The 24,791-nt window shown below is 63.7% G+C and carries 24 protein-coding genes; 12 read left to right on the top strand and 12 right to left on the bottom strand.

The features are described from left to right. Positions 1-3: 3 nt before the first annotated feature. Together FXV83_RS03390 and FXV83_RS03385 are read right to left on the bottom strand one after the other, a co-directional pair. Positions 4-4,830: an NAD-glutamate dehydrogenase gene (locus tag FXV83_RS03390; protein ID WP_148737764.1), complete on the bottom strand. Its 4,827-nt coding sequence runs from the start codon at positions 4,828-4,830 to the stop codon at positions 4-6. A 299-nt stretch (positions 4,831-5,129) separates the two neighbouring features. Then, entirely contained in the window at positions 5,130-5,414 is a 285-nt protein-coding gene (locus FXV83_RS03385) for a DUF6841 family protein (RefSeq protein ID WP_148737762.1), read from the bottom strand. An 85-nt stretch (positions 5,415-5,499) separates the two neighbouring features. On the opposite strand from FXV83_RS03385, the gene FXV83_RS03380 reads away from it, so the two are divergent. Continuing rightward, the gene (locus FXV83_RS03380) at positions 5,500-5,904 is read left to right on the top strand and encodes a VOC family protein (RefSeq protein ID WP_148737760.1); all 405 of its coding nucleotides are present in this window, start codon (positions 5,500-5,502) and stop codon (positions 5,902-5,904) included. Between the two features lie 136 nt (positions 5,905-6,040). Here FXV83_RS03380 and FXV83_RS03375 read toward each other — a convergent pair whose 3' ends face one another. Both FXV83_RS03375 and FXV83_RS03365 read right to left on the bottom strand, forming a co-directional pair. Next, positions 6,041-7,009 carry an AraC family transcriptional regulator gene (locus tag FXV83_RS03375; protein WP_187435629.1) on the bottom strand — a complete coding sequence of 323 codons (969 nt, stop codon included), beginning with the start codon at positions 7,007-7,009 and terminating at the stop codon, positions 6,041-6,043. Positions 7,010-7,504: 495 nt separating this feature from the next. Then, positions 7,505-7,783, bottom strand: coding sequence for a hypothetical protein (locus tag FXV83_RS03365; RefSeq protein WP_148737756.1), 279 nt, complete (start codon positions 7,781-7,783; stop codon positions 7,505-7,507). A 315-nt stretch (positions 7,784-8,098) separates the two neighbouring features. Here FXV83_RS03365 and FXV83_RS03360 point away from each other — a divergent pair, with 315 nt between their 5' ends. Continuing rightward, entirely contained in the window at positions 8,099-8,560 is a 462-nt protein-coding gene (locus tag FXV83_RS03360; RefSeq protein WP_148737754.1) for a host attachment protein, read from the top strand. A 34-nt stretch (positions 8,561-8,594) separates the two neighbouring features. Here FXV83_RS03360 and FXV83_RS03355 read toward each other — a convergent pair whose 3' ends face one another. Further along, complete coding sequence (locus tag FXV83_RS03355) at positions 8,595-8,855, bottom strand: hypothetical protein (RefSeq protein ID WP_148737752.1); 261 nt, start codon at positions 8,853-8,855, stop codon at positions 8,595-8,597. 285 nt (positions 8,856-9,140) lie between these two features. On the opposite strand from FXV83_RS03355, the gene FXV83_RS03350 reads away from it, so the two are divergent. From FXV83_RS03350 to FXV83_RS03340, 3 genes are all read left to right on the top strand, one after another. Continuing rightward, positions 9,141-9,587: a hypothetical protein gene (locus tag FXV83_RS03350; RefSeq protein WP_148737985.1), complete on the top strand. Its 447-nt coding sequence runs from the start codon at positions 9,141-9,143 to the stop codon at positions 9,585-9,587. A 106-nt stretch (positions 9,588-9,693) separates the two neighbouring features. After that, positions 9,694-10,566, top strand: a complete 873-nt coding sequence (locus FXV83_RS03345; RefSeq protein WP_148737750.1) for a DMT family transporter — start codon at positions 9,694-9,696, stop codon at positions 10,564-10,566. A 94-nt stretch (positions 10,567-10,660) separates the two neighbouring features. Beyond that, a complete protein-coding gene (locus FXV83_RS03340; protein ID WP_187435628.1) occupies positions 10,661-11,404 on the top strand; it encodes a hypothetical protein in 744 nt (247 codons plus the stop codon). Positions 11,405-11,473: 69 nt separating this feature from the next. Here FXV83_RS03340 and FXV83_RS03335 read toward each other — a convergent pair whose 3' ends face one another. Beyond that, positions 11,474-11,770: a histone gene (locus FXV83_RS03335; protein ID WP_148737746.1), complete on the bottom strand. Its 297-nt coding sequence runs from the start codon at positions 11,768-11,770 to the stop codon at positions 11,474-11,476. Between the two features lie 66 nt (positions 11,771-11,836). Further along, on the bottom strand, positions 11,837-12,073 hold the full coding sequence (locus tag FXV83_RS03330) for a hypothetical protein (protein ID WP_148737744.1): 237 nt from the start codon (positions 12,071-12,073) through the stop codon (positions 11,837-11,839). 220 nt (positions 12,074-12,293) lie between these two features. Between FXV83_RS03330 and FXV83_RS03325 the strand changes: the two genes are divergently transcribed. Then, entirely contained in the window at positions 12,294-14,024 is a 1,731-nt protein-coding gene (locus FXV83_RS03325) for a methyl-accepting chemotaxis protein (protein WP_148737742.1), read from the top strand. 146 nt (positions 14,025-14,170) lie between these two features. On the opposite strand, the gene FXV83_RS03320 is transcribed toward FXV83_RS03325, so the two are convergent. Then, positions 14,171-14,830 (bottom strand): peroxiredoxin, encoded by a 660-nt coding sequence (locus FXV83_RS03320; protein WP_148737740.1) that lies wholly within the window; start codon positions 14,828-14,830, stop codon positions 14,171-14,173. A 382-nt stretch (positions 14,831-15,212) separates the two neighbouring features. On the opposite strand from FXV83_RS03320, the gene FXV83_RS03315 reads away from it, so the two are divergent. Continuing rightward, complete coding sequence (locus tag FXV83_RS03315) at positions 15,213-15,797, top strand: hypothetical protein (RefSeq protein ID WP_187435626.1); 585 nt, start codon at positions 15,213-15,215, stop codon at positions 15,795-15,797. Between the two features lie 41 nt (positions 15,798-15,838). Here the strand turns inward: FXV83_RS03315 and FXV83_RS03310 are convergent, their stop codons facing one another. After that, positions 15,839-17,704, bottom strand: a complete 1,866-nt coding sequence (locus FXV83_RS03310) for an alkaline phosphatase family protein (RefSeq protein WP_148737737.1) — start codon at positions 17,702-17,704, stop codon at positions 15,839-15,841. 462 nt (positions 17,705-18,166) lie between these two features. On the opposite strand from FXV83_RS03310, the gene FXV83_RS03305 reads away from it, so the two are divergent. After that, positions 18,167-18,616 carry a hypothetical protein gene (locus tag FXV83_RS03305; protein WP_187435625.1) on the top strand — a complete coding sequence of 150 codons (450 nt, stop codon included), beginning with the start codon at positions 18,167-18,169 and terminating at the stop codon, positions 18,614-18,616. Between the two features lie 12 nt (positions 18,617-18,628). On the opposite strand, the gene FXV83_RS03300 is transcribed toward FXV83_RS03305, so the two are convergent. After that, positions 18,629-19,474 (bottom strand): GNAT family N-acetyltransferase, encoded by an 846-nt coding sequence (locus FXV83_RS03300; RefSeq protein ID WP_148737733.1) that lies wholly within the window; start codon positions 19,472-19,474, stop codon positions 18,629-18,631. Between the two features lie 107 nt (positions 19,475-19,581). Between FXV83_RS03300 and FXV83_RS03295 the strand changes: the two genes are divergently transcribed. Together FXV83_RS03295 and FXV83_RS03290 are read left to right on the top strand one after the other, a co-directional pair. Further along, on the top strand, positions 19,582-20,286 hold the full coding sequence (locus FXV83_RS03295) for an SDR family oxidoreductase (RefSeq protein ID WP_148737731.1): 705 nt from the start codon (positions 19,582-19,584) through the stop codon (positions 20,284-20,286). 290 nt (positions 20,287-20,576) lie between these two features. Beyond that, positions 20,577-21,410 (top strand): outer membrane protein, encoded by an 834-nt coding sequence (locus tag FXV83_RS03290; protein ID WP_148737729.1) that lies wholly within the window; start codon positions 20,577-20,579, stop codon positions 21,408-21,410. A gap of 81 nt (positions 21,411-21,491) precedes the next feature. On the opposite strand, the gene FXV83_RS03285 is transcribed toward FXV83_RS03290, so the two are convergent. Beyond that, positions 21,492-22,553 (bottom strand): serine hydrolase, encoded by a 1,062-nt coding sequence (locus FXV83_RS03285; protein ID WP_187435624.1) that lies wholly within the window; start codon positions 22,551-22,553, stop codon positions 21,492-21,494. A 282-nt stretch (positions 22,554-22,835) separates the two neighbouring features. On the opposite strand from FXV83_RS03285, the gene FXV83_RS03280 reads away from it, so the two are divergent. After that, positions 22,836-23,225 carry an ArsR/SmtB family transcription factor gene (locus tag FXV83_RS03280; protein WP_148737725.1) on the top strand — a complete coding sequence of 130 codons (390 nt, stop codon included), beginning with the start codon at positions 22,836-22,838 and terminating at the stop codon, positions 23,223-23,225. Further along, on the top strand, positions 23,225-23,716 hold the full coding sequence (locus tag FXV83_RS03275) for an SRPBCC family protein (RefSeq protein WP_187435652.1): 492 nt from the start codon (positions 23,225-23,227) through the stop codon (positions 23,714-23,716). Before FXV83_RS03280 ends, FXV83_RS03275 begins: the two co-directional genes overlap by 1 nt. A gap of 76 nt (positions 23,717-23,792) precedes the next feature. On the opposite strand, the gene FXV83_RS03270 is transcribed toward FXV83_RS03275, so the two are convergent. Next, a complete protein-coding gene (locus tag FXV83_RS03270) occupies positions 23,793-24,767 on the bottom strand; it encodes a Bug family tripartite tricarboxylate transporter substrate binding protein (RefSeq protein WP_148737721.1) in 975 nt (324 codons plus the stop codon). Positions 24,768-24,791 lie beyond the last annotated feature (24 nt).

The following is a 24,791-nucleotide window of genomic DNA, read 5'->3' as shown; positions in this document are numbered from 1 at the left end:
CTCTCAGGCTTTGACCAAGTCCCCCAGCAGGTTCGCCGCCACCGTCAGCTTGGCGAGCGTCAGGCCGCTGGCAGCAATCTCCTCGACCGAGCGGCGGATACGCGTCGCTTCGGGGTGAGCCGCGAGCCATCTCGCGACGGCCGCATGGCCGGACTGGCCGGTTGCCAGCATATCCGCGGCCAGCCTTCTTTCGGCGCCAGCGATCTGCTCAACGGCGCGATCGATGGCCATACGTTCGAAATAGTCGTTTGCCGGCACGCCGCGCGCGGCGGCGATGATGCGGTCGAGACGGAAATTCGCCTCGGCGGCGAAGAAGGTCGCGGCAGCGTCGCCGATGGGGCGCGTGGTGCGCTCGGCAACCGTCACGATGTCGGGTGCCGAGACCAGAGCGTCGAGATCGGCGAGCTCGCCGGCGAGGCCGGCCGGGACACCGGCCTCAGTGAGTTCTTGCCGCCGCTTGCCGCGCCCGGCCTGCAAGTCCGGCGGCAGAGCGGTGTCGAGCCCGGCGACGATCTGGCGGATAGCCGGGCCGAAGCGCGCGACGACGGCCTCCAGCCCGTCCTTGAAATCGACATGGCGCACGTACCAGACCATGCGGGAGAGCAGGAGGTCCTGCACAGAAGCATAGAGGGACAGCTGCAGCTGCCCGTCGATGCAGGTGTCGAGCGCATCGATCGCGTCATTGAGCGATTTCAGTCCGTAGCATTCATCGACCGCCACATAGGCCATGACGATGGTCGGGATATCGACGTCCGTCTCGTCGATCAGGCGCACGACACAGGCCGGGCCGCCGCGGTTGATCACCGCATTGGCGAGACTGGTCGCGATGATCTCCCGCCGCAGGCGATGCAATTCGGCCGCTCTCGGGAATTTGTCCTGAACCTCGCGCGGAAAATATTGCGATAGTTCGCGGGCAAGATAGGGATCATCGGGCACGCTGGTGGCGAGCACGTCATCGTAGAGGGTCAGCTTGGCGTAGGCGAGCAACACGGCAAGCTCCGGCCGCGTCAGGAACTGGCGGCGCCGTGTGCGCTCGGTGAGCGCTGCGTCGTCAGGCAAATACTCCACCGCGCGGCTGAGCAAGCCGCGCTGCTCGAGCGACTGCATCAGGCGGGCGAGGAAGCCGGTCTCGGCCACGCCCTTGCGTTCGGCGAGCGAGAGCGCCAGCGTCTGCAGATAGTTGTTGCGCAGCACCAGCGTGCCGACCTCGTCGGTCATCGCGGCGAGCAGGCTGTTGCGGTCAGCGGGGCTGAGGCGTCCCTCGCGCTCGGGGCGCGCCAGCGCGATCTTGATATTGACCTCGACGTCGGACGTGTTCACGCCGGCCGAATTGTCGATAGCGTCGGTGTTGAGCTTGACGCCCTTCTGCGCCGCTTCAATGCGGCCGCGCTGGGTGACGCCGAGGTTGGCGCCTTCGCCGATCACCCGGGCGCGGACGTCGGCGCCGGTGATCCGAATCGGATCATTGGCGCGGTCCCCGACCTGATCGTCGCTTTCCGCCGACGCGCGAATATAGGTGCCGATGCCGCCAAACCACAGCAAGTCCGCGCGAGCCTTCAGGATCGCCGTCATCACCTCGAACGGCGTGGCTTGCGGCTTGTCGAGATCGAGCAGAGTGCGCACTTCCGGAGCGAGCGGGATCGCCTTGAGCTGGCGCGAGAACACGCCGCCGCCCTGCGAGATCAGCGACTTGTTGTAGTCCTGCCAGCTCGATCGCGGCAGATCGAACAGCCGCTTGCGCTCGGCGATGCTGGTCGAAAGGTCGGGCGAAGGATCGATGAAGATGTCGCGATGATCGAAAGCCGCGACCAGCTTTGTCGCCGGCGAGAGCAGCATGCCGTTGCCGAAGACGTCGCCGGACATGTCGCCCACGCCGACCGCGGTGAACGGCATGGTCTGAATATCGGTGCCGAGCTCGCGGAAGTGGCGCTTGACCGCCTCCCAGGCGCCGCGCGCTGTGATCCCCATCTTCTTATGGTCGTAGCCCTGGCTGCCACCGGATGCGAAGGCATCGCCGAGCCAATGGTTCTTCTCGGCCGAGATTGCGTTGGCGAGGTCGGAGAAGGTGGCGGTGCCCTTGTCGGCGGCCACGACGAGGTAGGGGTCGTCGCCGTCGTGACGCACGGTGGATTCGGGCGGCACGACGATGTCGCCGTCGAGGTTGTCGGTGAGCTCGAGTAGCGAGCGCACGAAGATGCGATAGGCTTCGGTGCCTTCCGCGAGCCAGGCGTCGCGACTGGAAGGCGGCGGCAGGCGCTTGGGCACGAAGCCGCCCTTGGCGCCGACCGGCACGATCACGGCGTTCTTGACCTGCTGCGCTTTCACCAGGCCGAGGATCTCGGTGCGGAAATCCTGCGGCCGATCGGACCAGCGCAAGCCACCGCGCGCAACCTTGCCGAAGCGCAGGTGAATACCTTCGACACGAGGTGAATAGACGAAGATCTCGTAGAGAGGCCGGGGAGCGGGCAAGTCGTCGATCCGGCGCGCCTCGAACTTGAAGGAGATCACCGGACGCGGATGTCCATCCTCGCCGATCTGCCACAGATTGGTGCGAACGGTTGCCTGCACCAGGTTGGTGAAGCGGCGCACGATGCGGTCTTCATCGAGCGAGGCGACGGATTTGAGCTGCTCCTCGATCTCGGCAAGCAGAGCCGTCTCGCGCGTCGAGCGCTCGGCATCGGTCGAGGCAAGGCGCGGATCGAGGCGGGCCTGGAACAGCGCGACCAGGGTGGCCGTGATCGCGGCGTTCTTGCGCAGGGTCTCCCACATGTAATCCTGGGTGAACGGCGCGCGGATCTGGTGCAAATAGCGCGACAGCGCCCGGATGGTCGAGACTTCCCGCCAGCCCAGGGCGGTGCGCAGGATCAGGGCATTGTATCCGTCGGATTCGGCGCGATCGGTGACCACCGCCATGATCGAGGCCTCAAGGCGATGGCTGAATTCCGGGTTGATCTCGATGGGCTGGCTGTCACTGGTCTCGATCATCATGTCGTGCAGCCAAACTGGCTCCGGCCTGTTACCGGGCACGATCTGATAGGTGCGTTCGTTGACCACGCGCAGGCCGTGATTTTCGATCACCGGCACGCGGTAAGACAGCGACAGCGGTGCGGCGTCCGAAAACACCTTCAGGCCGAAGCGCCTGGGATCGTGCTCGTCTTCGACGCGGTGAACCGAAATCGTCACCGGGCGGGCTGGCGTGAGCTTTTCGACCGTTGTGATATCGGTGATCGCCTGTTCCGCGCCGAACACCTCGGTATAGCCGCCGCTAAAGGCCCGGGCATATCGGTTGGTGAGCATGCGCGCCCGCATGCCATCGGTTGACGCAGTGAGTGCGGCCTTCAGCTTGTCGGCCCAGGTCGCAGCAATGGCGCCTATCCCGGCTTCGAGCGTGGTGCGCTCGACGACGGGAGTTTTGCCTTCATAGCGCCCGATGATGTAGTGGACGCGCGCAAGCGCCCCTTCAGGGAATGATACGTAGGAGGCGGCCAGCGTCCCGTTGTAGGTCTGCGCCAGGAAGGCAGCGACACGCGTTCGGACGTCGGTGTCGAATTTCTCGCGTGGAATAAAGGTGAGGATGGAGACGAAGCGGTCGAACTTGTCGACCCGCGCCAGCGCCCGGACGCGCGGGCGCTCGTAGAGGATCAGGATTTCCATGACGAAATTGTAGAGAGTGTCAACATCGACCTGGAACAGTTCGTCACGCGGATATTCCTCGAGAATATGCATGAGCGCCTTGCCGGAATGGCTGTTCGGGTCGAAGCCGGCGCGCTGCAGCACTCGCGAAACCTTATGACGGACATAAGGGATCTGTCGTACCGAGCGGGTATAGGCGCCTGAGGTGAACAGGCCGACGACGCGCAACTCGCCCTCAAGCCGGCCGTCGGGCGTATAGAGCTTGATGCCCACATAGTCCATCCGGATGCGGCGATGGACGCGGCTGGAGACATTGGCCTTGATGACAATCAGCAGGGTCGGCTCGCGCATGAACTCGCGAATTTCCGTCGTCATCACCACCATTTCGCTGCCGCGGCGCAGCACCTTGACGTCGGGATCGCGTAGGATGCCGAGGCCTTCGCCGGTTGTAATGTCGTCGGACGCATCGCTGTCGGGCGAGAAGCGATATTCGCGCACGCCGAGGAAGGTGAAATTGTCCGCGCAGAGCCATTGCAGGAACTGGTTTGCTTCGGCGACCTCGTCGATCGGCAGCGGCGGTGGATTGGAAGAGTAAGTCTTGATCGCTTCCTCGACGCGGTCGCGCATGGCGCGCCAGTCGGTGACGCAGGCGCGGACGTCGTTCAACGTCCTGGTGAGGCCGTCGACCAGCTTCTGGCGATCGGCATCGGCGTCCAGGCGAGTGATGTGGAGATGAATCAGGCTTTCGCGCGTGCCCTTTGCTCCTTCCGGCAGTGCTTCGCCGTAGAAGCGCAGCAGCTTGCCCTGATCATCGCGCTCCACGGCGATGATCGGGTGTGCGACAAGGGTGACTTCGATGCCCTGCTCGGCGAGCTCCGCCATGGTGGAATCGAACAGGAAGGGCATGTTGTCGTTGAGAATTTCGAGCACGGAAATCTCGCGTCCGTCGGGCAGCATCGGATTGACGACGCGGATATCGGCGCGGCCAGCCGTGCGCCGCTGCACGTGTTCCCAGGCTTGCTCCGCCAGGAGGGCAAGCGAAACTGCATCGTAAGTGGCGAGGTCCTCGTTATTGGTGTAGCCGAACAAAGGTTCGGCAAAGGCCCGGGGGCTCCTGCCCGGCTGCACGTTGCCCGCTGCATCGCGGATCAGAGTTGCCCGTGCCTTGTCGTCACGCCACGCCATAATGTCCTCCATTTGCCGCGCCGTCCGACCGCAGTAGCGATCATCAGCTTGATTCTGGAGTGCATCTCTTCGAGCGCCGCGATCGAGTGTTAGACGAAATCCTCGGTCTCGAAGCTTCGACGGCTTCGGACGACAATACTACGATCCCGGATCGAACGACGCACGCTGTCGTGAGACGTGCGAAAATCCCCTGCGACAGCGGACGAGGCCGAACTCGGCGGCCGACGGCCGTCGAACCATTGGGCAGGAAAAATCACAAGCAATTTCAATTATGTATGAGCGCGTGGTTTTGTTCTGAATGGCGCGCCACTCTACGATTTTGCAGGATGCGGCGGGATTTCGCCGCCGTTTGCCACCCCAGGCGCCAATTTGGGTGCGATGCGGACATTACGAAGTCGCATGTCCTTGGTGCCGATTCGGCGATAGTTTTCGAATCCCTGCTGCATCATCTGCTTCAGGTGCTCGTCATTCTGACCGACACTGACGCCCGCCGGAGACGCAGCGACGAACTTGGCGGTGTATGAAGATGCCACCTTGTCCATGTCCACTTCGCCCGTGAGCGCCATTCGGAACAGCTTCTCGTAGCGCTCGAGCAATTGCTTTACGTTATTCTCCATATGGCGCCTCCCGAAGATCGCTGGCGGCAAGCCAGCGCATCAAGATCACGAAAGGAGAAAGCACATGCTAAAGGACGCGAAAGTGGCAACCCGGCTTCCAGCCAAAGACCTGAATCGCGCGCGGGCGTTCTATTCGGAGAAACTCGGGCTCGAACCGGTCGAACAGCGCGCGGGCGGGCTGCGCTACGTCTGCAGGGCCGGCGAGTTTGCGATCTTCGTCTCGGCGGGAGTGCAATCTGGCTCGCACACCCAAATGGGCTGGGAAGTCGACGACATCGAGGCGACGGTGCGCGAGCTTCGCGCGCGGGGAGTCGAGTTCGAGGAGTATGATCTGCCCGGCCTGAGTACCGTCGATGGGATTGCGGAGATCAGAGGCAACTACCCCAGCAAAGGCACCGGTGAGCGGGGTGCGTGGTTCCGCGACAGTGAAGGAAACCTCCTGGGAATCGGGCAACCGGTTCGGTCTTGATGGTTCGGTTCGGCGGCGCTTGCCCGGCCGCGGCATCCTAGCGCCACGGTGAAGCAATCGTGCCCATCTTCATCGGCCGTGGCGCGCCAATCCAATGTTCCGTTTCTGTCCGACGGGCTGTGGGGCGTGTTTTGGCCTAAACGGTTGAAAGCATGAGCAGCCGGCCGCGCGCCAGCGTCTCCGACGGTGTTTCATTGAAAGTCGCGCGGTAGAGCGCGGCGAATTCACCCATGTGATGGAAGCCCTGCGCGCGGGCGCAGGTGGCAACCGTCAGGCCGCCGCCACCCTTCAGGAGCCTCGCACGCGTCGTCCACAGCTTCTTCAACCGGATGTACTGGTGCAGGCTCATGCCGCGGATCTTCGCCACCGCGCCGCCCAGCGTCCGCATCGAGACGCCGAGCTCGCCCGCGAGGCCGGCCGTGTAGATCGGCGAGATCGGATGAGCCGCAACGTAGTCGTCGATCTGCTGCACGAGCTTCGCCGACCGCGCATGTGCGGCCCGGCCGCCGCCGACCGAGAGAGGACCGACGCGAAACATCTCGTCGATCGCGAGCAGCAAGCCCTCCTGAAGATTTGCGGCAATTTCCGCGATCGCGAACAGCCCCGGCTCGGCGCTCGCGGTTCGCAGGATGTCGAGCACGAGCTGGCGCACATGCGTCAGGGCAGCGCGGTCTGGGGCATAGGCCCGCAGTGCGTCGGCGCGATCGAACCAGCCGCGATCCTTCAGGCCGGGCGAGAGGATGATCATCGCATGCAGGTTGGTTCTGGGCTCGACGAAATGGCAAGCGTCGTTGCCGCGCAGGGCCACGAAGAAGCGCGAGTCCAGATCCACGCCGTTCAAATTGGCCCGCAGGTCATCGGCCATCGAGAGGATCACCATGCCGCCCGGCGCGCGATAGGCCGTGTCGAGGATGCGCGCAAACGATCGCATCAGGATGATCCGGCACGCCGGCAAGCAGACCACCGCGCGCGCCGCCGCAAAGCGCGCAACGTCGAGCGGGATGCTCCTGGCATCCTCCATCAGCTCCGCCGGCTTGAACGCATCGATATCGGCGAAGATCGCCAGTTGAAGTGCGGAGGAAGGTGTCAGGGCACTGAACAACATTTCGTCAAGCCCGCAGCCGCCGCAATGATGGAGATCATATCAATGGTGAAAAGTCTTGATTCCGTAAATCATGAAGCAGGCCGTAAGATTACGGCCATCATGCGACGTGGCCTGGACTTGAGGCTGTTCGAACGGCCTCGAACACATGGAGCTGGATATGACGGAGACCTCGTGCGTCAACGGTCTCCGACCATCGGCCGGCCCAAGGCCAGATCGATGAAATGGACCCGCGTGCACGCAGGGCAGCTGAACGCTTCGAAAGGTCGGCCTTCGAGTTTCGGCTGTCTTTCCAAGTGGGTTTGAACATTCATACCCGTCTGAGGGCATCGAAAAACGATGAGGTCCGCCATCGGCAGAGAATGCCCGACGGCGGATTCTTTTCTTTGATCTAGATCAGTTTCTTTGATCTAGATCAGTTTTTGGAATCGGTCTCAGCGGTCGCGGCCGAATGCGCATCTCGCACATGCGAAAGGGGCCCGAGGGCCCCTCCAGATTTCACCAGCGGCGGTAGCGCGGCCCATAATAGCGTGGCCCATAATATCTCGGGCCGTAATAGCGCGGCGGCCCATAATATCCCGGGCCGTAGCCGTAACCATAGGCGTAGTTCGGCCGCCACCAGCAACGCCCCCATTCATTGCAGACCATGCGGACCTGCTCGACGTCCGAGACCTGCGACGTAGCAGGTGCAGGCGCGACGGGCATGGCGGACGCCGCCGACGATGCCAAGACCGCACCGAACATAGCCACGGCGACGAGGCCAAACTTGAACTTCATGATGTCTTCCTCCGCTTACGCTGTGCAGGATATCGAAGATGTTCTGCTCAAATTGTGGCGGAACCGAAATGTAATGCTGATGAACAAATCTTCAGCCAGTTCGTCTCAGGCCTGGGCCGGCTTGTCGCAAGCTACCTCAGCTTCGGCCATGGCCAACATCGCCACCATCCTTGATCCTGCGCAATTCGCACGCTTGGCTTCGTCCCTAGTCTTGTCGCCGTGGGCAGTTCTCTCGAGGCATTCGAGGGAAGGCATCTCCGGCGGTTGCTTCGCCTCCGTCGGAGGGCTGTGTCCGCGGATCGTTTGGAGCAGCCAATGAACAAGATGAGAATCGATAAGGGCGACTGGCTGGTGGTGTGTGATGGCCGCAAGGCGTTGATTCTGGAGAATCTCGGCGACGAGATTTTTCCGAACCTTCACACAAGGGAGGTGCATCAGCAGTCCAACCCTGCCACCGCCGCGCAGGGGACCGACGCGCCCGGCCGGTTGCATGCCGCGGTTGGCGGTGCGCGCATTTCGGCCGAGCAGACCGATTGGCACGACGAGGCCGAGCGCGCGTTCCTGCGAAGCCTCGCCGGACGGCTCGATACCGCCGTCAGTTCTGGCGAGACCACCGCTTTGACCATGGTGGCCTCGCCGCGCGCCCTCGGAATGATCCGCGCGGACTATTCGGACACCGTGCGCAAGGCGCTCCAGGGCGAAGTCGGCAAGGACCTCGTGAAGTTGCCGGTCTACGAGATCGAGAAGCAATTGCTGCTGTCGGGAGCTGCCAGTTAAGGCTTCCCCCGGGAGACGACGCCGCCGGTACCCCTCAGTTGCAGGGATGTCGGCGGCCGTCCTGGCCGATATAGGCAGCCGCGCTCTGGTAGCAGTGGTTGGTCGACGGGCCGTCGTAATAGGCGAAGGTGCCGGGGGTGACGCCGGGCCCGTAATTGTGCAAATAGCTGATCGGGTAGGGCAGCGGGCTGGTGGAAGAGCGGTGATGCCGGTGATGCCGCGCCTCCGCAAGGCTGGGGGCGAGGGTCACGGCCGAAAGGGCCGCAACCATGGCAACAAGCTTCAACTTGCTCATCTCGATTCTCCGAAACCACACTTAGAGGTCAGCTCGTTATAGCGATTTTCGGCGGGCTGGGCACCCAAGCGGCGGGAAAACCCGGCGATTTTCCGTGGATTCCCGGGCGGTGTGACCGAAATGCCGGTCCGCCCTGCGGCCTGCCCATTTTTGGCCTTTTCGGGATGCTTAACGAATTCCCCACACAAGTATGACCAAAGAGAATCCGGTTAAAGATTCCTGCCGGCCCCTTGGGGGTCCTTCGAGGCCGGTCCATTCATGCAAGGTTTTCACCGTCCCTTTGCCATGCGCATCACGCTCCTGAGCCTGCTGTTGCTCTCCGTTGCTGTCGCCACGCCGGCGCGGGCGGATCTGCACATCACGCGCGACCACGGCGGCTATGTCGAGGAGTACAAGGCCAAGTACGCGCGCGTCCGCGACAAGCGCGAGCGCGTCATCATCGACGGCATCTGCAACTCGGCCTGCACGCTGGTGCTGGGCATCGTGCCGATGAACAAGATCTGCGTGACGCCGCGCGCGAGCCTCGGCTTCCACCAAGCCTATTACGACAAGGCCTTTACCTTTGGCATCAAGGTCACCAGCTCGGAAGGGACATCGGATCTGATGTCCTACTATCCCGACACGGTGAAGGACTGGATCCGCCGCAATGGCGGGCTCACGACCGACATGAAGAAGATCAAGAACGGGGTCGAGCTCTGGAAGATCATCAATCCCTGTCCGGAAGAGTGGTGAGCGGCTGATCTGAGCTGCCGTTTCCTCTGTCCGTCGTGCGGCGCAACATCTGAGCGCCGCAAATTCGCGTTGCCGCATCGCCTTTGGTCGGGCAATGAAGACGGCAATGAATCATAATCAAGAAAACATGGCCGCACGCGCGGCGCCGATCCTGTTCGTCGTGCTCTGGAGCACCGGCTTCATCGGCACCAAATACGTCATCAACAATGCCGATCCCTTGACCTATCTCGCGATCCGCATGGCGATCGTGGTCGGCCTGATGGCGGTGATCGTGGCGATTGCGCGCCCGAAATGGCCCGACCGCATCGGCATCGCGCACAGCGCGGTCGCCGGCATCCTCGTTCATGGTTTCTATCTCGGCGGCACCGCGATTGCGATCGCGCATTCGATTCCCGCAGGGCTCTCGGCGCTGATTCCGGGCCTGCAGCCGATCCTGACCTCGACCATCGCCAACCGCTGGCTGGGCGAACGGGTGACGCCGGTGCAATGGGCCGGGCTCGTGCTCGGCCTCGGCGGTGTGGTGCTGATCCTGCACAACCGCCCCCTGACCGGCGAAGCCGGGCTCGGCTGGCTCGCCTCAGTGGTCGCCCTGATCAGCATCACGCTCGGCACGCTTTATCAGCGCCGCTACTGCAGCCGCATCGACTGGCGCTCCGGCAATCTGGTCCAATATGTCGCGGTCACCATCTTCTTCGCGGCCGGTGCCTTCCTGTTCGAAGACCGCGAGGTGCACTGGACGCGGGAGTTCCTGCTCGCGCTGGCTTGGCTCGCCGTGGCGCTCTCGATCGGATCCATCGGGCTGCTCTACTGGCTGATCCGCCATGCTGCGGCGACCTCGGTCGCGAGCCTGTTCTACCTGGTGCCCGCGGTCACGGCACTGATGGCTTACGTGCTATTCGGAGAGAAGCTCGACGCGCTTGCGATCGCCGGCATTGCGATGTGCGCGGCCGCGGTGTTCGTGGTCAACCGGCGCCTTTAGCTTTTTCGGCGGACACATCCCTGACGTGTATCGGCACGTTTCGTGCTAGACTGGGACCATTCAATCCCATTTCCTTTTCAACACGGTGATGTCCATGAAGAAGGCGAGACAGGCACTGCTCGGCAGGTCCATGAAGCCGGTTCGGATTGCCTGCATCAACTACGCGGAGCCAACGATCAGCGGTCGCAAGATGAGCACGCTCACTGCAGCGCTTCAGAAGTGCTACGACAAGCATTTCCTCCCCGTGTGGGGCTACCCGGTCGATCTCTATGTCACGCAAAAGCCGAAGCCGACCGATTGGCAGCTGGTCTATTTCGATGACGCTTCCCACAAGAACATGCTCGGCCGCCATGAGCTGACGCATCGCCGCCAGCCGATCTCGAAGATCTTCGTCAAGGCCCTGGGCGAAGAGCCCATCAGCGTGGCGGCCTCACACGAGCTGTTCGAGATGGTGCTCGACCCAATGGCCAATCTCTGGGCGGATAAGAACCGGAACACCCAATATGCCTACGAGGTCTGCGACGCCGTGGAGGAGGACTCTTTCCCGGTCAACGGTCTCCCGATGTCGAACTTTGTCTATCCGGCCTGGTTCGAGCCGTTCCAGCATCCCCGCGGCACCAAGTTCGACCACATGGGATCGCTGAAAGCGCCGTTCTCGATGACCGAGGGCGGCTACGTCATCAAGAAGGTCAATGGCAGACGGGTGATCAAGGCGTTCGGCTCGCCCGAGAAGCGGCGAAAGTTCGCGAAGGAGGACCGGCGCGGCCATCGCAGCGAATTCCGCGATCCGCGGGGCGAGCATCATCCAGGCCGGCGCGCATCCAAGCGGCGAGGGTAGACACTTCGCCGCAAAGCCTCCGGGTGCGCCCGCACCCAGAGACTTGCTCTGCCTATCCTTGGGCTGCGATCAGCGCTTGGCCTTTTTCTTCTTGGCGGCTTTCTTCGGAGCTTTCTTGGCAGCCTTCTTGCCCGCCTTCTTCGCGGTCTTCTTGGCCGCCTTCTTCGACGATTTCTTTGCGGCCTTCTTCGAAGTCTTCTTGGCAGCCTTCTTCTTGGAGGCCTTCTTCGGCGCTACTTTCTTTGCGACCTTCTTGGCGGCCTTCCTGACCTTCTTGACGGCGGTGACTGCGGCGTCCTTGGTCGCTTCCATGGCGGTGGTGATCGTCTCCATCGCCTGCTCGGTTACGGGTTTATCGTCGTCCATATCGTCCCCCTCGGTTTGAATGCAGCAACGACGATAGCGGGATTCGAAATTGTGTCAAAGCAACGCTCAACCTTTGCGGATCTTTGCGTAGGCACCTAACGCCCATTCGCGTGGTTTCGCATGATCGACGATCAGCCCCGGATAGGGCTTGGCGGGTTCGACGCCGACGCTCGCCAGTACGATCAGTGTCGCCCGCCAGGACAGTGGATCCGCTCTGCCGGCAGCGCTTGACGCGAGGCCTGGGGCGATCCCGTTCCAGTCGACGGCACCGGCGCTGCTGTCGCGCGCCACGCCCGGGATCACCCTTGCCCCGCCGCCCCTGGAAAGGGTCGGCGATCCCCGATCTTGGCAAGGACGGCATCGAGCACCCGCAGCGACCGCGCCAGCCATCAGCGCGCTGCGCCGCCCGGTGCCCCTCGTTTACAATTTGTAAAGCATTCCGCGTGCGGCGGTGGGAACCCTCGTTAATGCGGCCGTAAGCCGATTGCACGAATATGCAGGAATTACGGGGGTGATTCCATTCATGTCTAAACTTTCGACGGCGAAACTCCTGCCGCAATTCAAGCTGGGTACCAAGGCCGTCCTGTGCGCCGTGCTGCTGATCGCGGTGAATACGGCGCTGGTAGTCGGCGCCGGCTATTGGTCGCTCACCACGGCTATCAATGATCGCGCGTTGCGCGACATCGAGGTCAATTTGCGCACGCTGGCGCTCGCCTTTGCCGAGACCGCTCCCGACGCCAGGATCATCATGAAGGATGGCGCCGTGGCGCGCGCCGAGATTCCCAAAATGCCCGACTTCAGGGATCACGCCATCGTTGATCGCGCGGTGTCCTATGTCGGCGGTAACGCGACCCTTTTCGCGTTCGACGATGCGAGCGGGCAGTTCGTCCGCCGCTCGACCAACGTGAAGAAGGAAAATGGCGAGCGCGCCGTCGGCACCCAGCTTGCCGCCGACCATCCGGCGCAAGCCCTGCTGCGCCGTGGCGAGGCCTACAAGGGGCCGGCCACGCTGTTCGGCAAATCGTTCATGACCGCTTATTTCCCGGTCGCAGATGCAACCGGCAAGGTCGCCGGCATCCTCTACGTCGGTATCCCGATGGCGCAGTTCGAGAGCATGCTGGCCCAGGCGATCGAGAGCATGGGGGCCGCAGCCGGCATCGCCGCGCTGCTGGTCCTGGTCCTCACCATGCTGGTCGTCCGTCGCATCACCCGGCCGCTCACCTCGGTCACGCGCTCGCTGACCGCGCTCGCCGACGGCCAGAACGACGTCGCGAACAATTGCGAGGAGCGCGCCGACGAGATCGGCGAGATCGCCCGCACGGTCGCGGTGTTCAAGAGCAATTCGCTGGAGCGGGCGCGCTTGCGCAGCGAGCAGGCAGCAGCCTCCGCTGCCGCAGCTGAGCAGCGCAAATCCGAGCTGCGTAATTTCGTCGAGGAGTTCCGCGGCAGCGTCGGCGGTATCCTCGACAAGGTCCTGAACTCATCCGGCGAATTCGAGCGCGTGGCCCGGCAACTGACCGACACGGCACGTTCCACCGCCGATCTGTCGGCGCAGTCGGCGGGGGCGTCCGAGAACGCCTCCGAGCACGTGCGTTCGGCGGCGACGGCTTCGGACGAACTGAGCCAATCGATCTCCGAGATCACGCGCAGGGTGCAGGAATCGAGTGAGATCTCCGCCGAGGCGGTGCGCCAGGCCGAGGCCACCGACCAGCGCATCGCGCAGCTCTCCGAGGCGGGCGCGCGCATCGGAGACGTCGTCAAGCTGATCACCTCGATCGCCGAGCAGACCAATCTCCTGGCGCTGAATGCCACGATCGAGGCCGCGCGCGCGGGCGATGCTGGCCGCGGCTTCGCGGTCGTCGCCCAGGAGGTCAAGACGCTCGCCGGCCAGACGGCCAAGGCGACCGATGAGATTTCGAACCAGATCGCCAGCATGCAACTTGCGACCGAGGAGTCGGTCACAGCCATCAAGGCGATCGGCCAGACCATCGAGCGCATCAGCGGCATCGCCGGCTCGATCTCGGCCGCGGTGGAGCAGCAGCGCAGCGCCACCCACAACATCGCCGCCAGCGTCCGCGCCGCGGCCTCCGGCACCGCCGACGTCGCGGTCAATGTCCGTCATGCCGCCAAGGGCGCCAGCGAGACCGGCGAAACCTCGAGCCGGATGTTTGCCTCCGCCCAGGCGCTGTCGGGTGAGAGCGTGCATCTGAAGGCCGAGGTCGACAGCTTCCTCGACCGCGTGGGCGCAGCTTGAAGGCCGGACGTGTGGTCTGACGTCGTCAAGATGGACTGAAGGACCGGTCCCAATGCGCAACGCGCATTGGGGATCTCGACATCCCGGGTTCGTGCTTCGCGCGCCCCAGGATCACTTTGGCGGCTGCCAGAGGCAACTGCCAGACGTCACTTCGGCTGTGGCACGATCCGGATGTAGGGCTTCGGCTCCTTCCAGCCCTGCGGATAGATCGTCTTGGCCTCGTCGTTGGAGACCGAGCCCGCGATGATGACGTCCTCGCCCTGCGACCAGTCGGCCGGCGTTGCGACGCGATGCTTGGCGGTGAGCTGGAGCGAGTCGATGGCGCGCAGGATTTCCTGAAAATTCCGGCCCGTGGTCATCGGATAGACCAGCACCAGCTTGATCTTCTTGTCCGGCCCGATGACGAAGACGTTGCGGACGGTCTGGTTGTCGGCCGGCGTGCGGGTGAGGGGATCGCCCGAGGTCGAGGCCGGCAGCATCTCGTAGAGCTTCGAGACGTTGAAGTCGGTATCGCCGATCATCGGATAATTCGGGGCGGCACCTTGCGTCTCCTTGATGTCCTCCGACCATTTGGAATGGCGGTCAACCGGATCGACCGAGAGGCCCATCAGCTTGACGCCGCGCTTGTCGAATTCAGGCTTCAGCTTGGCAAGCGCGCCGAGTTCCGTCGTACAAACCGGCGTGAAGTCCTTCGGATGCGAGAAGAGAAGCGCCCAGCTGTTGCCGATCCAGTCATGGAACTTGATCTTCCCTTCGGTGGTCTCAGCTTCGAAGTCGGGGGCGGTGGCGCCAATCGGGAGTGTCATGGTTCTGCCTCATCACATTGAATTTGCTTATGAATTCACATTTTACCGTCACGGGTAGTATAGGGTGTCGTCGCGCTCAAGTGAACCGCTTCAAGTAAAATGTGAATTCCTTCCCTGAAAGACCGATTCTCTAGCACCTTTCTGTTGCAGGGGCGCGTGCGGCGAAACATCCCCCACCGGAGCCACACGGTCTCGATTGCCCCGATAAAGCCTTTTATGACCCGCATCACGCTCGCCCGGCGTTTGATGGAACCCAAATGGTCCTGATAGCGACCAATTGGCAACCATTGGAAAAAGTCGCGATCCCCGTATCGAATCGTTAACCACCCCTTTACGCCCGCATGAAAATGCTGGTCGATCAGAAGAAATCTGGAAGTGAACTATGTCTGCCGCAGTGCCGAAGTCCCAAGACTCGCCCGCCCAGTCGCCGTCCCTCGAACCGTCCTGCCGTGATACCGCGGCCCATGCACTCACCATCGTGCGCGACGGCGTGATCACGGGCGAGGGCCCGACCACCAAGGGCCGGGTGCACTTTTCCCGTTCGCTCGATGCCGACGATACCGCCTGGTGCGCCCGCATCCTGACGGCCACAGCCGTCAACGATCAGCCGGTCAGCCGCGCCGAAGCCGAGACGCTGTTCGAGATCAACGAGGCCGCGACCGAGCGTACCGATGGCGGCCGGTTCGACGATTTGCTGACCAAGGCGGTCGCCCACTATGCCGCGAGCGCGTCGGGCCTGAAGGTGCCGCCGCGCAGCGTCGCGCTGTCGGCAGAGTCCGATATCGAGAGTTGGGCGCCGGCCTATGCCTCCAAGGTCAACACCGAGATGCTGGAGTGGATCGCGGGCCAGATGCGCGGCAAGCGCCAGAACAACCGTCGCCTGATGGCGATGGTGGCGACCTTCCTCGGCGCCACCGCGCTGCCTCTGGCGGGCCAATTGCCGAACGTGTTCGACATTGGAATGTGAGATTATCTCGTCTCTTTTGAGGGCGCGAGAAAGCGGCGGGGTTATTTCCCCGCCGTTTTTTGTTTGCCTGCGTCCGGCTCGAGCCCGAGCGTGCGTCCGGGAAAGCCGGCGGCGTCGAAATAGCGCTGGCTGCCGACGCGCTGGACGTTGAGCACGGTCTGAAGACCGTTCTCGGACATCCTCGACTTCTCCACGGCCTTGTACGCCTTCGGCAGGATGCCGTTGGGCAGGGCCTCCGACATCACCCGGCCGACGAGGCTGCCGTTGTGTGAGGCGCGCAGACCCATCAGCTGAGCGGCGGTCATGCCGACGTCGGCATTGCTGACCGGCAACTCGTCGACGAAGCCGGCTTTGAAGTCCGGTCCGATCGCGGCCATGAAGTTCATGGTGTCGCCGCGGCTGAAGCTGCCATGCATGCCCTGGCCCTGTCGCAGCACGGTGTCGGCGACTTGCACCGAGCAGTTGGTCGGCGCCTCGCCGCAGTCGCTGGCATAGGAGCGGAAGTTGACGACGATCGCCGGCGTCGGCGTCGCCGCCTTGCCGCGCAAATTGATGCTCGACAGCGGCAGGGTGCCGGAAAAGCGGCCGAGCTGGTCGTCGACGAACAGGCCGGAGACGTAGTCCTGCTCGAGCAACGCCCTGATGGTCCTGGCCGCTAGCTTCTTGTCCTTGTTGGCCAGGTAGATCAGATCCGAGCCGCCATTGGTGGCGACAACGAGGTCGGGCTTGGTCGGATCCTTGCCGAGCACGCCGTTGCCGGCCTTGGGGTGCTTGTTGCCTTCAATCTTCGCGTTCTTGTCGTTGGGGTCGAACAGCGGCAGGTCGAGCGCCTTGGCCAGATCAAGCGCCAGGAAGCCCATCGGCAGAAAATCGTTCGGCGTGTCGTCATAGCTGACCTTGGCCGAGGGGCTGGTCTTGCTCTCCTTGGAGATGGTCGAGAAGCCGTGGTCAGCCTGGATCATGATGTTCGTGCTCGCCGCAAGGCCGAGCTCGTCCAAGGCCTTGCGCAGCTGGGCAAGATTGTCGTCGGCGTTCTTGATACTCGCCATCGTGCTCGGACCGTTGATGCCCGGCTTGATCTGGTTGAGGCTGTCGCCCTGGTTATGCTGGGTGCCATCAGGGTCGCGCGACCAGAACACCAGCACGAATGGCTTGTTGCGTGCCTTGAACATCGGCAGCACCACCTTGGTGGCGACATCGGCGAAATAGGCCTGCTGCGCGACGTTGGCGACCGTGGTGCCGGGCGTCTTGGCGTCGCCCGCCTTGCTGTTGTCGCCGCGCGGCGGGGTGGCGAGGGGAAGGCCGGCCTTGGTCAGGGCTGCCTTCACCTCGTCCGACAGCGCGACGCCGTTCTTGCCGCCGGTGGCATCGTCGAACACGAGCGAATGCAGGCCGGCCTTTTCAGGCTTGTCGGTGTGGTCGAACTGATAGGTCGGGCCATGTTTGCCCAGCGCGGCGGTGCTGAATCCCTTGTCGCGAGCCAGCTTCAGGATGGTTTCCTCGTTGAGATAGTCGCCTTTGAAATGCTCGTCGATGTCGCCGAGCACGGCGTCGTTCTCGATGAAGGGGACGACGGTGTCGCCGGCGGGGACGGAGGTGTAATTGGTCCAGATCGTGTTGGAGAACACGCCGGTGTCGCCGAGATAGTGTCCGGTCGACATCGCCGAGCCGTTGGCCATGGTGAAGGTAGGGAACAGCGAATGCGGGTTCTTGAAATTGACCCCCTTGTCGCGGACCTCGGCCATCGCCGGCGCCGCCTCGGGGGTGACCTTCAGGGCGCGCAGCCCGTCTGGGATGAACAGGATCAGGTTACGGGGCGTGTTGTTCTGGGCGGAGGCAAGTCCTGCGCAAAGTCCGGTGGACAGCACTGTCAGTCCGGCGGACAGCAACACCAGTGAACGGCGCATTAAATCTCTCCCTGCGGTGAGGCGGCTCGGCGGCCAACCGCGGCCCCCGCCATCGTTTAGTTTTGCTGCATGACAGTCTTGTTACAGGGGCGGGTCGTCATGCAAGAGCGGCTGGGGAGAGAACCCGCCGTTCTTTGGAGCGGCGGGTCCTGTCAGTTCAGTCGAACCTCTACCAGTTGCGGTAGATGCCGGTCAGCGTACCATTGTTGTTGCCTTCAGGGCCGACATCGCCCCGCGTCGAGCTAGGCGTGGGATGATTGGCGCACGTGCGGCTGCATGGACTCATAGCGGGGACCGCTCCGTTCCGCATTCTCTCGTGACCGCTAGAGAAGCCTGCCTGTCGCAGGTCGCGTTAAGACTGGGTCTTAACCAATAATTAATTATATGTTTGCCGGGCCCTGACGGCCCGGCCTAGCGTGCCCTCGGGGAGCTTGCCTTGTAGCCAACGAGTTGGTGCGTATCATGACTTATAGAATGCATGGGGCGTTACTCGCCTCGCTCAGCGTGGTCGTGCTGCTTCTTGCCGCTAGCGACAGTTTTGCAAGACCGGGCGCAGCCGCCCCGCATGGGGTTGTATCCGCTGCCGCACCGCCGGCCGCGGCACGCCCAGCGATCGCGCCGGGCAGCCGGTTCCACCGGCGGAACAATCCGTGGGTGTATTGGCCGGGCGGCGGCGGGTTCTTCTACGACGCTGCGGGCTACAGCCAGCCCTTCGCCGATGCAGGGCAGCCGCTCTCCAACGACGTGCGCTACACCTATACCTACGACGTTCCCTGGGACTGGACGCATCGCTTCCCGCCGAACGTCGTACCGTCCGATCGTCCCTATGTGCCGACCTGTCCCACCGAGTCTGTGACGGTGCCCGGCCGCGGCGGCGGTGAGCACACCGTCAACATCATGCGCTGCTACTGAGCGGCGTATTCGCTAGCCCAGCTCAAAGCTGGTCACGCCGAAGACGCGGTCGATCCGCAGCGGCGGGGCCGCTGCGGTGTACATCCGTGCCGTCTCGAACACCGGCTTCAGTCCGAACGACTCCGCAAGTGCGATTGCCTCGCGGTTGACGGCGGGGACATCGAGGAAGATCTCGCCGCTGCCCGCGCTTGCCAGCAAGGCCTGCACGACCGGCTCTGCTGCCGCGCGGTCGTCGGCGACGAGCGGGCCGATCTTGTGGCCTGTCCGGCACTGGCGGATCACGCCCCATCCAGCGAGCTTGCCGTCGCGCAGCAGCGCACGGCCGTGATGGCCGGGCGCATTGATCCAGGCACGTAGGAAGGCGATGCGCGGGGCCGGGAAGACGGTCGCGTCATCCGTCTCCACCATGGCGAACGGTATTTTGTCCAGCGCGACGATGTCGGTAGGCGGCGGTAGAGATGGTGCCGCAATGGCGCCGCCATAGCGGATATTAGCGTAAGCAAGCTGGAAGCCGGATTTCCTGTAATTGTCCTGCTGCGCCACGACGCCGTCGAGCCCGATCACGCGGGACCCCGCATGCGCAATCGCCGCGTTCCAGATGCGCACGCCGTGACCCGCGCCGCGAAACGCTGTGCGCACGATGTAGAAGCCGAGGAAGGCGAAGCGATCATCGTAGTTGACGCAGGAGACGGTCGCCACCGCCTCGCCGTCGATCTCACCGACGAAGAAGCCCTGCGCATCGGGGATCGCGAAGCAGGCCGCATCCGCAAGGCCCGGATTCCAGCCTTCGGCGGCAGCCCAGTCGACGGCGAGGGAAATCTCCTCTGGGCGAAGGTTGCGGATCTGCAAATCACTCATGACGGATGCCTTCGACGGTGGACCTGCCGACAAGCCTGGCTGTAGAAGGCCTCATGATAGGCCGGGCCTGCGGCTCGCCTCAACTCCATCGCAAGGGATCATCGGTCATGGCAACAGAGAAAGTCGCACTCATCACCGCAGGCGGCAGCGGCATGGGAGCGGGGGTTGCGCGGCGGCTCGCGGCCGACGGCTTTCGCGTCGCGATCCTGTCGTCATCCGGCAAGGGCGAGGCGCTGGCCACCGAGCTTGGCGGGATCGGCGTCACCGGCTCCAACAAGTCGAATGACGATCTGAAGCGCCTCGTCGACGGTGCGCTGGCGAAGTGGGGTCATATCGACGTGCTCGTCAACAGCGCCGGTCACGGCCCGCGCGCACCGATCACCGAGATCACCGACGAGCAGTGGCACACCGGGCTCGACACCTATCTGCTCAACGTGATTCGTCCGACGCGGCTGGTGACGCCGGTGATGCAGACGCAAAAGGCCGGGGCAATCATCAACATCTCGACCGCCTGGGCGTTCGAGCCGAGCGCGATGTTTCCGACCTCGGCGGTGTTCCGGGCAGGGCTGGCCGCGTTCACGAAGATCTTCACGGACAATTATGCCGCCGACAACGTCCGCATGAACAACGTGCTGCCGGGTTGGATCGACAGCCTGCCGCAGACAGAGGCCCGCCGCGACAGCGTGCCGATGAGGCGCTACGGCAAGGTCGAGGAGATCGCGGCGACGGTCGCGTTCCTCGCCTCGGATGGCGCGGCCTACATCACCGGCCAGAACATCCGCGTCGACGGCGGACTGACGCGTTCGGTCTGAGCGCCGTTGGGAAGATTTGATCCTCCATGCTCACGCGCTTGTTGTGGCGCGATACGAACGTGCGTTGTGCGCCGCTGCCCCGTGCTGCGGCGAGCGGGATGCGTGGCGCTTGGGTCACACTTGATACCTTTCGCAGCCGGTGGACCGCATACTGCATCACAGTCCCTACGAACTTCGCCGCAGTCCAAGACGGGAGGCGGTGCGCCGCCTATCCCCAGTCTGCGCCGGATGGTTCCCACCCGCGGGCATTCGAAAACGCGAGATCGATCGCGTAGGGCTTGGAGATTGGAATGAAGAAGTTTTTGCTGGCGGTCGCATCGGTTGTCCTGGGCACGGCGTCCGTGTCCGCTGCGGATTTGGCGGCGCGCTACACCAAGGCGCCGATGATGGCGCCGGCCTACAACTGGACCGGCTTCTATGTCGGCGCCAATGTCGGCGGACAATGGGGCAGCGCAGACCCGACCACGTCGACCGTGTTCGATCCCGCCGGCTATTTCGCGACCTCCAGCGTTCCTGCCATTGCGGCGGTCGGCGCCCAGCGCATCAACAGCTCCAGCGCGACCGGCGGCTTCACCGCCGGCTACAACTGGCAACTCAACAACGCCGTGCTCGGCCTCGAAGGCGACATCAATTATTTCGGCTTCAAGGGCAGCGCGACGGGCTCGGGCGTCTATCCCTGCTGTGCGCCCACCGGTTTCACGGTGTCCTCGCAGGTCTCGGCCGACTGGCTCGCCACCATCCGCGGCCGCATCGGCTTCCTCGCGGCTCCGACCTGGCTGGTCTACGCCACGGGTGGCGTGGCAATCGCCGAGGTGAGGGGCAATTTCAACTTCACCGACACGTTCTCCGCGGCGACGGAATCGGCCGCGATCCGCGATACGCGCCTCGGCTGGACCGCAGGTGTCGGCACCGAATATGCGTTCGGCGGCGGCTGGTCGCTCAAGGCCGAATACCTCTATGTGGATCTCGGCCGCACCACGGCGACCAGCACCAATCTCATGACGTTCGCGGGTGCTGTGCCATCTCCGAGCAACGTCTACACCCACTCGGTCGATCTCAGGTCGAACATCGTGCGCGTCGGCGTGAACTACAAGTTCGGCGGACCGGTCGTCGCAAGATACTGATCGCCATCCCGTTTCGTCCTGGCGCGGAAAGCCCTGGCTCAGCCAGGGCTTTCCGTCTTGAAGAGGCCTTCTGTTTTGAACTCATCCTGCGTGTGACGCCACAAGATGCGCCAGTGCGGGCAGGATCTTGTAGCGCGCGATCTCGTGCGGATATTCGCCGCGATTGGCGAGCAGCACGATGCCGATCCGCCGTGCCGGCACGAGGCCGAGATACCCTGTGGCGTTGTTCAGCCCGCCCGGCTTGTCGACAACTGTGACGCCGGGAAGATGCACGGTCTCGAAGGCCATGCCTTGTCCGAATTTCTCGTCGACGCGGAAGGCCTCGTGCTGCGTCATCCGCAGCGCCTCGCGCAAATGCGGCTCGACCGATCGGCCGTCGACGCAGGCCGCCACGAATGTTGCGAGATCCCGCGCACATGAAAACATCTGGCCGGTGCCGGGGAAATCGAAATAGCTCTGCTGGTTGCCGCGCGGACCGGTCGCGGTACCCTGGCCGGAATAGCCCTGGACGACACGCTGCATCCAGGCTTCGTCCATCACTGCGCGGTCGTCCGCACCGCGCTCGGGGACGTAAGTCGCAGTCATGTCGAGCGGCCGGAGGATACGTTGCTCGATCAGCGATGCGATCGGCGCGCGGTAGCAGCGTTCGAGCACGAGCTGGAGCAGCACGTAGCCGGCATGTGTGTAGATGCGCTGCTTGCCGGGCGCGACGCCTGCAGGCGGCGTCCAGGCATTGAGCATATCGATGAATTGCGCGCGGGTGAACGCATCGTTCGGCCAGGGCGGATAGTCGGTCGGCAGCAGCAGTCCTGATGTGTGTGTGGCGAGCTCGCCGATTGTGACGCGGCGGATATGGTCGCCCGTGAGTTCGGGTAGGTGTTTCGGCAGGGGATCGTCCAGCCGCAGCTCGCCGCGCAGCGTGCCGAGCGCCACCAGCGTCGCCTCGAACGGCTTTCGCAAGGAGGCGAGGTTGAACAGCGTGTCCGGCGTCACCGGCCGTTTGCTGGCGTCGTCAGCGAATCCGTAATTGAAGAATTCGACATGGCGGCCGGCATAAAGCGCGGCGGAGAGGCCGCCCGGATGGGCCGACGTCGCCGTCGGCGCCAGTTCCGCGGCGACGATGTCGCGCATCTGCGCGATCATGTCGGAATCCGCCGATGCGCGGTGCGGCCGGGCAAGCGCGATTGCGAACGGAATGAGCGCGGCCCGGGCAAGTGTCCGGCGGCTGATTTGCGATGAGATGACAATTGGCGGCACGTGCTCTGACGATCGATGCGACGCCCCCGGGGAGGATTTTAGCGAGAAGAGCGCGGTCTCCCAATTCACGATTGCGCGTTCTGGTTCCGCACACCGGCTGATGAAAATTACTTAGCCTACAAGCTAATGATTATTGACGCCCATCGCGACGAGTGTATAGTTAGCTTCATGGCTAACCAATTATCCGGACTCGACCAGATCTTTTCCGCGCTCGCCGACCCTACGCGGCGGGCGATCGTGATGCGGCTGTGCGCGGGCGAGGCGTCGGTCGGCGAGCTTGCCGATCCCTTCGAGATGGCGCTGCCGAGCTTCATGAAACACATCCACGTACTGGAGACGAGCGGGCTCGTCCAGTCGGAGAAGTCCGGCCGCGTCCGCACTTGCCGTCTCAGTCCGGACGCCCTTGTCGGCGCAGAAGACTGGTTCCAGCAACAGCGCGCGACCTGGGAGGCGCGGCTCGACCGATTCGAGGCTTACGTGATGAAGCTGAAGAAGGAAAAGGAGGGGGCGGCCGCCAAACGGCCGTCCCGAGCCAGCAAACGGAAAGGTGCCAAATGATGACGAGTTCTGCCAACCCGGCTTTGTCCCAATGGTCGCTCGACCGCGAGATCGTGATGTCGCGCGTGATCGACGCGCCGCGCGAACTGGTGTTCGAGGCCTGGTCGGACCCGAAACATCTGCCGCAATGGTTCGGGCCGAAGGGATTCAAGATCGAGACTCTCGAGATCGACGTGCGGGTCGGCGGCGTCTGGCGCTTCAACATGATCGGGCCCGACGGCACGGTCTATCCGAACCGCATGCGCTTCCGCCGCATCGAGCGGCCGTCACTGATGGAAATGGATCACGGCGCCGACCAGGACGATGATCCCGGCCTGTTTCGCTTCACCGTCACGTTCGCCGAGCAGAGCAACGGCAAGACCGTGCTGATGATGCGGCAGTTGGCCTCCACCACGGCTCAGCGCGACGGCATGATCGGTTTTGGAGCCGTCGAATACGGCTATGAGACGTTGGACAAGCTCGCTGCGTATGTTAGCGGGATGAAAAGATGACCCACGCTCTCCGCCGCCATGCCCGGGCTTGTCCCGGGCATCCACGTTTCTCACGCCGCGCGTTCACACTTCTTCTTCACTCCCCCTTGAGGCCCGCCTCCCGGATCAGCCCGGTCCATTTGCGTGTCTCGTTGTCGATGAACTGGCCGAATTCGGCGGCGGTGCCGGCGCGCACCTCGAGGCCCTGGGCGGTCAGCTTGTCCTTGACCGCGGGATTGGCGAGGGCGCGCAAAACTTCGGCCTCCAGCTTGTCGATGATCGCGCGCGGCGTCGTGGAGGGCGCCATGAAGCCGTACCAACCGGCGGCGGCCACGTTGGGAAAGCCTTGTTCGCGCAGGGTCGGCGCCTGCGGATAGAGCGCGCTCCGCTCTGGCGAGGCGACGCCGAGCACGATGAACTTGCCGCTCTGGATGTAGGGCAGCGCGGTCGGCAGCGCCGTCAGCGTGGCGTCGACGCGGTCGGCGAGCAGCTCGGTGTAGGAGGCGGCGTCGCCGCGGAAGGGAATGTTGAGGCCCTTGACGCCAGCGTCCCTGAACAGGAGCTCGCCGGCCAGATGCGGCTGCGAGCCCGCCCCGGGCGAGGCGAAGGTCAGCCCGTCCGGCTTGGACTTGCCATAGGCGATCAACTCCGCAAGCGTCTTGAATGGTGCGTCCGCGCTGATGATCAGGAACAGCGGTGCGATCACCGTCATGGCAACGGGCTGAAGATCCTTGCGGTCGTAGGTCAGCTTGCCGAACAGCGCTTCGGCGGTGGCGTAGGGCGCTGCGACATAGAGAATGGTGTAGCCGTCGCCCGGCGCATGCGCGGCCAGATCGTTGGCAATGCGCGTGCCGGCGCCTGGCTTGTTCTCGACGATGAATTGCTGGTGCAGGCTGCGGCCGAACTCTTCGGCGAGAAGGCGCAGCGAGATGTCGTTGGATCCGCCGGGCCCGTAAGGCGAGATCAGCCGTACCATGCGCGACGGCCAGGCCTCCTCAGCGCGTGCCGAGAATGGCAGTCCGGAAAAGGAAAAGGCGAGGGTGCCCAGCAATATTCGGCGCGTAATGGTCATGATGGCCTCCCAGGCGCGGGGTGC

This window comes from Bradyrhizobium hipponense, from assembly GCF_008123965.1.
In the GTDB taxonomy this organism is placed as follows: Bacteria; Pseudomonadota; Alphaproteobacteria; order Rhizobiales; family Xanthobacteraceae; genus Bradyrhizobium; species Bradyrhizobium hipponense.
This window is presented reverse-complemented; position numbering and strand designations above follow the sequence as displayed.

What these genes read in the sequence shown, in the direction of transcription:
- FXV83_RS03275 (WP_187435652.1), top strand. Translation starts at nt 23,225, where the DNA reads ATGACGAGTTCTGCCAACCCGGCTTTGTCCCAATGGTCGCTCGACCGC.
- FXV83_RS03280 (WP_148737725.1), top strand. Translation starts at nt 22,836, where the DNA reads ATGGCTAACCAATTATCCGGACTCGACCAGATCTTTTCCGCGCTCGCC.
- FXV83_RS03350 (WP_148737985.1), top strand. Translation starts at nt 9,141, where the DNA reads ATGCGCATCACGCTCCTGAGCCTGCTGTTGCTCTCCGTTGCTGTCGCC.
- FXV83_RS03365 (WP_148737756.1), bottom strand. Translation starts at nt 7,783, where the DNA reads ATGAAGTTCAAGTTTGGCCTCGTCGCCGTGGCTATGTTCGGTGCGGTC.
- FXV83_RS03340 (WP_187435628.1), top strand. Translation starts at nt 10,661, where the DNA reads ATGAAGAAGGCGAGACAGGCACTGCTCGGCAGGTCCATGAAGCCGGTT.
- FXV83_RS03300 (WP_148737733.1), bottom strand. Translation starts at nt 19,474, where the DNA reads ATGAGTGATTTGCAGATCCGCAACCTTCGCCCAGAGGAGATTTCCCTC.
- FXV83_RS03290 (WP_148737729.1), top strand. Translation starts at nt 20,577, where the DNA reads ATGAAGAAGTTTTTGCTGGCGGTCGCATCGGTTGTCCTGGGCACGGCG.
- FXV83_RS03270 (WP_148737721.1), bottom strand. Translation starts at nt 24,767, where the DNA reads ATGACCATTACGCGCCGAATATTGCTGGGCACCCTCGCCTTTTCCTTT.
- FXV83_RS03305 (WP_187435625.1), top strand. Translation starts at nt 18,167, where the DNA reads ATGACTTATAGAATGCATGGGGCGTTACTCGCCTCGCTCAGCGTGGTC.
- FXV83_RS03345 (WP_148737750.1), top strand. Translation starts at nt 9,694, where the DNA reads ATGAATCATAATCAAGAAAACATGGCCGCACGCGCGGCGCCGATCCTG.
- FXV83_RS03335 (WP_148737746.1), bottom strand. Translation starts at nt 11,770, where the DNA reads ATGGACGACGATAAACCCGTAACCGAGCAGGCGATGGAGACGATCACC.
- FXV83_RS03325 (WP_148737742.1), top strand. Translation starts at nt 12,294, where the DNA reads ATGTCTAAACTTTCGACGGCGAAACTCCTGCCGCAATTCAAGCTGGGT.
- FXV83_RS03315 (WP_187435626.1), top strand. Translation starts at nt 15,213, where the DNA reads ATGTCTGCCGCAGTGCCGAAGTCCCAAGACTCGCCCGCCCAGTCGCCG.
- FXV83_RS03285 (WP_187435624.1), bottom strand. Translation starts at nt 22,553, where the DNA reads ATGATCGCGCAGATGCGCGACATCGTCGCCGCGGAACTGGCGCCGACG.
- FXV83_RS03390 (WP_148737764.1), bottom strand. Translation starts at nt 4,830, where the DNA reads ATGGAGGACATTATGGCGTGGCGTGACGACAAGGCACGGGCAACTCTG.
- FXV83_RS03295 (WP_148737731.1), top strand. Translation starts at nt 19,582, where the DNA reads ATGGCAACAGAGAAAGTCGCACTCATCACCGCAGGCGGCAGCGGCATG.
- FXV83_RS03310 (WP_148737737.1), bottom strand. Translation starts at nt 17,704, where the DNA reads ATGCGCCGTTCACTGGTGTTGCTGTCCGCCGGACTGACAGTGCTGTCC.
- FXV83_RS03320 (WP_148737740.1), bottom strand. Translation starts at nt 14,830, where the DNA reads ATGACACTCCCGATTGGCGCCACCGCCCCCGACTTCGAAGCTGAGACC.
- FXV83_RS03355 (WP_148737752.1), bottom strand. Translation starts at nt 8,855, where the DNA reads ATGAGCAAGTTGAAGCTTGTTGCCATGGTTGCGGCCCTTTCGGCCGTG.
- FXV83_RS03375 (WP_187435629.1), bottom strand. Translation starts at nt 7,009, where the DNA reads ATGTTGTTCAGTGCCCTGACACCTTCCTCCGCACTTCAACTGGCGATC.
- FXV83_RS03360 (WP_148737754.1), top strand. Translation starts at nt 8,099, where the DNA reads ATGAACAAGATGAGAATCGATAAGGGCGACTGGCTGGTGGTGTGTGAT.
- FXV83_RS03380 (WP_148737760.1), top strand. Translation starts at nt 5,500, where the DNA reads ATGCTAAAGGACGCGAAAGTGGCAACCCGGCTTCCAGCCAAAGACCTG.